Source organism: Sulfitobacter sp. HI0040 (assembly GCF_001634885.1).
Taxonomy (GTDB): domain Bacteria; phylum Pseudomonadota; class Alphaproteobacteria; order Rhodobacterales; family Rhodobacteraceae; genus Sulfitobacter.
In genome coordinates this window covers 1-963 of sequence record NZ_LWEX01000231.1, presented here as the reverse complement: position 1 = coordinate 963, position 963 = coordinate 1, and the positions used below count along the sequence as shown (strand labels likewise).

Annotated in this window: 1 pseudogene; it reads left to right on the top strand. The window is 72.7% G+C overall.

Annotation, left to right across the window (positions count from 1 at the left end):
- A pseudogene (locus A3728_RS23135) lies at positions 1–963 on the top strand (hypothetical protein); the annotation flags it as partial.

The window sequence follows — 963 nt, the reverse complement described above, 5'->3', positions numbered from 1 at the left end:
ACCGCCGCCCCGTCGAGCCCCGGGGGGGATGACGGTAGAGCGCCCAGAGCGGTCGACGCGCAATCCGAACGCCGCGTCACTACCTATACCGTGCCGGTGACGACCGAACCCGAAGGCGACAGCATCGCCGGGTTGGACGATGCGGCCACAACGCCTGCCGCCCCGCCGGTGACCGGCGACGCGGAAACGCTGGGCGCGCCCGGCGCGGCCCCCGAAAGCAATGATGCCGCCCCCGCGGCGGATGAACCCGTGCTGCCCAATCCCATGGCGCTGGCGCCCATGGAGCCGCAGGAAGCGGACGAATTGTCAATCTCGACCGAGCCGGCTCAGCCCCCGGCGCCCCCCGCCGAAGAGCCGCAGACCGCCTTTGCCCCCGAAGACGACAGCATCGCCGCGCCGACCCAGCCCGATATCGCGCAGGTCAGCGACGGGGTGGAGGAGGCCCCCGCCGCGCCGCCCTCAGGCAGTTTCGACGATCCCGCCCAGCCCACGGCGGTGGAGGCCCCGGAAAGCACCGGAACCCTGCCCGTGGCGGAAGATGGCGAACGCGCCGCCGCGCTGGCGGAGGATGCCCCGACCGTGCCGCTGATCGTTCAGCGGGATGATCTTCCCGCCGCCCAGCCCGATCCGGTTGCCCGCCCCGAAGCACCCGAGGCGACAGAGGAAGCGGAGGAGGCCGAAGCGCCTGAGCAGACGGCGGGCGAAACCGCGGATGTCGCCGCCGAACCTGCCCCTGAAATCGCCCTCGTGGCGCCGGACGTGACGGCGCCCGAAACCCCGCCCGCGACCGGGCCGCAGATCGGGCGGCCCGCGACTTCACTGGTGGAGCGGGAGGGGAGCGAGGCCGCACCCGATGCAGTGCCCGCCGAGACTGAAACCGCACCGTCCGAGGCAGCGGCAGATCCGCGCCCCATCACCCGCTATGCTGTCGACTTCGAACCGGAGCCGGACAAGCCGCTGATG